6 protein-coding genes and 1 pseudogene are annotated in these 4,942 nt (G+C 44.4%); 3 read left to right on the forward strand and 4 right to left on the reverse strand.

The window, feature by feature from the left end; all coding sequences use genetic code 11:
* Positions 1-122 (reverse strand): annotated as a pseudogene (locus tag F6K20_RS40850) (two-component system response regulator); the annotation flags it as partial.
* 147 nt (positions 123-269) lie between these two features.
* On the opposite strand from F6K20_RS40850, the gene F6K20_RS24045 reads away from it, so the two are divergent.
* Positions 270-431: a hypothetical protein gene (locus tag F6K20_RS24045; RefSeq protein WP_154659952.1), complete on the forward strand. Its 162-nt coding sequence runs from the start codon at positions 270-272 to the stop codon at positions 429-431.
* An 83-nt stretch (positions 432-514) separates the two neighbouring features.
* On the opposite strand, the gene F6K20_RS24050 is transcribed toward F6K20_RS24045, so the two are convergent.
* Positions 515-1,870: a DUF3370 domain-containing protein gene (locus tag F6K20_RS24050; protein WP_287267601.1), complete on the reverse strand. Its 1,356-nt coding sequence runs from the start codon at positions 1,868-1,870 to the stop codon at positions 515-517.
* Between the two features lie 210 nt (positions 1,871-2,080).
* On the opposite strand from F6K20_RS24050, the gene F6K20_RS24055 reads away from it, so the two are divergent.
* Positions 2,081-2,428 carry a hypothetical protein gene (locus F6K20_RS24055; RefSeq protein ID WP_131826867.1) on the forward strand — a complete coding sequence of 116 codons (348 nt, stop codon included), beginning with the start codon at positions 2,081-2,083 and terminating at the stop codon, positions 2,426-2,428.
* 4 nt (positions 2,429-2,432) lie between these two features.
* Positions 2,433-2,645 (forward strand): hypothetical protein, encoded by a 213-nt coding sequence (locus tag F6K20_RS24060; RefSeq protein WP_131826866.1) that lies wholly within the window; start codon positions 2,433-2,435, stop codon positions 2,643-2,645.
* 80 nt (positions 2,646-2,725) lie between these two features.
* On the opposite strand, the gene hpsE is transcribed toward F6K20_RS24060, so the two are convergent.
* Together hpsE and F6K20_RS24070 are read right to left on the reverse strand one after the other, a co-directional pair.
* Positions 2,726-3,688 (reverse strand): hormogonium polysaccharide biosynthesis glycosyltransferase HpsE, encoded by a 963-nt coding sequence (hpsE, locus tag F6K20_RS24065; protein WP_287267600.1) that lies wholly within the window; start codon positions 3,686-3,688, stop codon positions 2,726-2,728.
* A gap of 590 nt (positions 3,689-4,278) precedes the next feature.
* The coding region (locus tag F6K20_RS24070) for a sugar transferase (protein ID WP_287296301.1) at positions 4,279-4,942 on the reverse strand (664 nt) is incomplete at its 5' end.

Genomic DNA, 4,942 nt, shown 5'->3' on the forward strand with positions numbered 1-4,942 from the left:
TTAGCAAGAGCAACTATCTCAATATTCTCCTGAGCCGAAAATGCTAAATGAAGGCTATATCGAGTTAATTCATGGTCGTCAACTACTAGAACTCGCAAGGCAGGATGCTCACAGGACAACATAGGAAGACGCTGATCATTGTTTGACTTTTTCAGTCTAATAAGTTAGATTGTAAAATTTTATCTACCTTTCGAGATAATCAACTCATCATTTCATGAATTTATTACATTGACGACAATACCAATTTACATTGATACGTAGAACCTGATGTGACATACTCCCAACCTTGCCACCCTGACAGGGGTAGGTTTTTTACATTTGGGTCAAGAGTCGGGAGTCGGGAGTCGGGAGTCGGGAGTCGGGAGTCGGGAGTCGGAAGTCGGGAGTCGGAAGTCGGGAGTCGGGAGCGGTGCGACCCGTGGCGAATTTAATTCGACGACTGTAAGCGCACTCCCTGGGAATCGGGAGTCGGGAGTCGTCAGAAGCGGGAGATGGGGAGATGGGGAGATTGTTATTAATCCTGTGTCCGAACAGTTAAAACTTGGGGGGGTGTCGAGTCTGGGGGATAGAGAAAATCGACTTGCACCAGCCGCTGGTCAAGGGGTGGCATCTGCAACCTAACTAGGGTATCCCCCTGCTCACCACGCCGTTGTACCAAATGCACATAGCGCGTCCGAGGTAAACCTTGATCATCCTTATAGCTCAATTGCACTGTCCCCCGGAAAAATATTTGCTTAGCTGGAGCCTTTAAAAACCTTAATCCTCCCTGGATTTGATCTTGTTTAATCGGTGTCTCAATAGCCAGGGTGACCGTTTGAGTATCCCCGGTGGGATTAATCAGTGGCAAGGTCAGGCTGTATTGCACCCCATAATTACCATGGGCAAAATAGGCGGTATCTGGATAACGGACTAACATCGGCGCACTCTGAATTTGACCAGTACCTAACCTGCCATGATGGAGGGTACTCAGTCCGTAGGAAAAGGCTTTTCCCGGTTGCGGAATAGTTAGAGATTGAGCAGTAGGATTATCCACTAACTGAGCTTGCCATCTAGAGCCTCGGGCTACTCCTGCCACTCGACCGTAGATAATTGAACCAGTAGTAGCAATTGGATCACTCGGGGCGCGATCGCGTGGTCCAGCTAACTCCCCTTGCTCTAATAAATGCTGCCATTGAGCTATAGTAGGAGAGCGTTCATTCCCATCAGTATCTAAAGGTGCATACTGGGCAAGACTAGCGGCGTATACCTTTCCATCACTGTATAACCGCATCAAAGTTGAGCGACCATTAATAGGTGGTGTCAAGGTTCGCACTGGAATTGGGAGATTCAGCAACATGCGACTTTGCTGAGCCTGAATCACCAATTGGGCAGGAAATCCGTCTTGCCTACCTCCACGCAGGATATCACTCATCACTCGGCTACCAGGCCCAGCATAAACTCTACCGGCAGAATTATCTACTTGGGAGGGCAATTCGATAAATGGTGCATCAGGCTGACTCAGGTAACTAGCTGCCTCAATAATATCTACTGTTACTGGTTCTTTGCCTGGATTGTGGAGGATAATCCCCAGATAGAGGGTGCGCAAATCGTCTCGGGTGGCTGCTTTAGCAACATGGTGGGCAAAGATATCAAAGCGCCCCTGAAATGGAAAGTTTAAGTGAGCCCCTGGGTTGGCTTTGTCAGAAGGGGGAAATGTGGACAGTAAAATTCCTTCAGTCTGTACTAGTTCGGGACTGTTGCTGTTGAATACGGGTACATTATCTAGTTGTCCTGGTAGAGGGCGTATTTCTTGGAGTTGCACGATTTCTACTTGAGGTGTTGGTACTGGGGTGGCTTGAGCCAGGGTGAAATTTAGTAAAAATGGCAGCATGGATTTAGGGGTTTTAGTTAAACCAAAAGTGGTTAAACCATAAAGACGCGAACAGGCAAAGATTTGGATCAGGGTGCCATCTGCTAAGTTCAGAAACTCTGTTAGTTACAGGTTTTTAGTCACAGGTGTTGGCTAACTGGGAATTCTGAGTTTTAGTGATGTCAGCTGGAATTTTCCAGTATGGCATGGGAATATATTGAATCTATAACTATGACTTTTCTTTACCACCAAGTTTCCCTTGCCCAACTTTCCACCAAGGCACGTTCTGATCGCACACGCTGGCAGTCAGGAACTGAATTAGCTATGGTTACCTATGGGGAAGTGTCTCTTGGTTTTATTGTCCCTCTGGAAATTCTAACTGCTTTGCCCACTGAGGCGGTTGCTGGAATGCCCCTAAAAGAACTACAGCGTTGGCTGTTTAGAAATCGGCAAGGATGGCTGGAAGGGATTATGGATGCTTTGACTCTCACTTACAAGAAACAGGAGGTACTGGGGTTGCTCCACCCTCGCTACTCAAATCAGTTATCAGAGCTAGTCAAAAGTAGACAATCGGCTTAAACCAGTGAGTATTTCAAGAAAATCCCACGTGAGCATCAAAACGCGAACGGAACAACGAACCGCTTCGCGTTCGCTCTTAGCGGAAGCTGAGGCCTTTGGCCACGCTACGCGAACGCTTCATCGCGTAGCAGCGACAGCCGCGATAATCGCATTTTTAGGTATTGCCTATTTGTGGTATTATATCACAATTTATGACCAATTTATGACCAATTTATGACTTCCCTCTTCCAGTTTATTCCCCCTGTTAATCCTTTTGAACTAGTTATTTGAACTAGTTATTTGAACTAGTTATTTGAACTAGTTATCATAGTCAGCCAAATACCCATGTTTAAGGAGGTAAAAAGGACTCCATAGACTACTAATAAACAACTCCATTTGGCAAGCTGCAATTAAATCAGACTGGATAGAACCACCATGCTTGAGCCAGTGAAAGGTAATTTTGCGCAAATCGTTGGTCATATAAGCCACAGTTGCCAATGGTCTTAGCCAAGGTTTTACACTCAACATCCGGGTCACATGACGACTTAAACCAATCCCACGGAAAAATGGAATTAAATACTCACGTCTCAGACGCCAGCTAGGGATTTTGTGCTCAATTTCCATAGCAGGATTGTACCAGATTTCCCAGCCCTTAGCTTGGATACGAGACAACATCTCTAAATCTTCCCCAGTTAACATACTGCTCTTAGTGCGCCCAGTCAAAATAGGCCGAGAGGGCATACTCTCTAACCAAGCTTGTTTTCGCACAACCAACCCAGCTGAAGGTGGTAGTAATTTTTTGTGCGGTTCATAAAGTAATGGCTCACAGCCACGTTCAGTGATTGCTAAAAATGGCGCAAGTTTATCAAAATTTGGCGGAGGAGTGACTTCAAAAACACCATGGATTTGACTACCATAAGCACCAGAAGTAGGGTGAGATTTGCCAAAGGCGTAAGCAGCAGCTATCCAAGACATTGATGGAATCGTGTCATCGTCTAGGAAACCCACTAGTTCACCTCTGGCTTCCTGAATGGCACGGCATCTGGCATAAGCTGCCCCTTGTTTCGCTTCAAAACAATACCTCAACGGATATTGCCTTGGCCAATTGGCTTGATAAGCGTGAACAAGCTTAGCGGTGCCGTCAGTGCTGTTGTTGTCAATAACAATAACTTCCCAGCTGAGTTGGTCTTGCTGGCAACAGTCTCGCAGTCGGTCTAAGACTTCTGGTAGACGGTTCTGACCGTTGTATGTGGGGATGGCAACAGTTAACTTAATAACCATAGTTTTTTTCTGAATGTAGAAAAATAACCCTAACTAATTATTGAGAATATTCCCAAGTGTTAAGCAACATTATCTCTCTCTGAGGATATAAATTGTTATTGGTTTAGGCAATTTAACCGATACTTTAAGCGGAAAGCTTACACGCTACGCGCGCCCTTGGGTTTGCTTTCCGCAAACAGCTATCAGCCCCTCAGCCCCTCCAGCGAAGGAGCTTACCTTCAACAGCTAACCCAAAAGTTCAGTTTATGCCTGTACGAAGTATCTATTGATAAATGCTATAGCAAAGGGAGCAGGGAGCAGGGAGCAGGGAGTAGGGAGTAGGGACTGCATCAAGACAGACTACATAATTTTATGGCATAAAACTATGATTTAATTGCCAATTAACTGAGAAATAATTTATTCTGACACCAAGTTGCGGTCAAACGTACAACTTTCTCTTCTCCCAATCTCCCAATTTCCCAATCTCCCTATCTCCCTATCTCCCTATCTCCCTATCCAACCAATCTACTATCTTTGAATGCAACTCGGTATGACTCTTGACTCGAAGCTCCTGAATCCTGGATAAAGTTAGTTATCTCGAACTCAGGTTACTAGTAAGCACCTTTTTTTTGTAAAAGCACTATGGCAGTTTTTACTAAAATCTTCAAATCTAGCCATAGTGACCAATTTTCCATGTAAAAAGTATCTAGACGTACCACTTCTTCAAAAGAAGTAATATCGGAACGACCCGACACTTGCCAAAGTCCGGTTATTCCCGGTAAAACTGCATGACGTATAAAGTGTTGTTCAGAGAATTTATTGACATCTCTGATTGGCAAGGGCCTAGGACCAACTAAACTCATTTCTCCAAAGAGAACGTTAAATAATTGGGGAAGTTCATCTAGGCTATAGCGGCGGATGAATTTTCCTACTTTAGTAATCCGTGGATCATCTTTTATCTTAAAGAGAACACCATCTTTCATTTCATTACGAGCTTCTAGATCTTTGAGGCGTTGGTCAGCATCCACAAACATACTGCGAAATTTCCAAGCCTTAAATCGTTTATTATGTAACCCCACTCTTTCCTGTTTGTAAAATATCGGTCCTGGCGAATCAAGCTTGACTAAAACGGAAATACTAACAAACAGTGGCAAAAGCACAATCATTACTAATACAGAAAGCACAAAATCAAAACATCTTTTTGCCCAAAAGTCAATACCAGTAATTAGAGGGGGAGAAAACCGTATGGTAGGTACACTAGCAATACTAGACATC

Source organism: Moorena sp. SIO2C4, from assembly GCF_010672485.1.
Classification (GTDB): Bacteria; Cyanobacteriota; Cyanobacteriia; order Cyanobacteriales; family Coleofasciculaceae; genus Moorena; species Moorena producens.

Bases quoted from the DNA above. Each gene is read 5' to 3' on its own strand.
- hpsE (WP_287267600.1), bottom strand. From the start codon at position 3,688: ATGGTTATTAAGTTAACTGTTGCCATCCCCACATACAACGGTCAGAAC.
- F6K20_RS24055 (WP_131826867.1), top strand. From the start codon at position 2,081: ATGACTTTTCTTTACCACCAAGTTTCCCTTGCCCAACTTTCCACCAAG.
- F6K20_RS24050 (WP_287267601.1), bottom strand. From the start codon at position 1,870: ATGCTGCCATTTTTACTAAATTTCACCCTGGCTCAAGCCACCCCAGTA.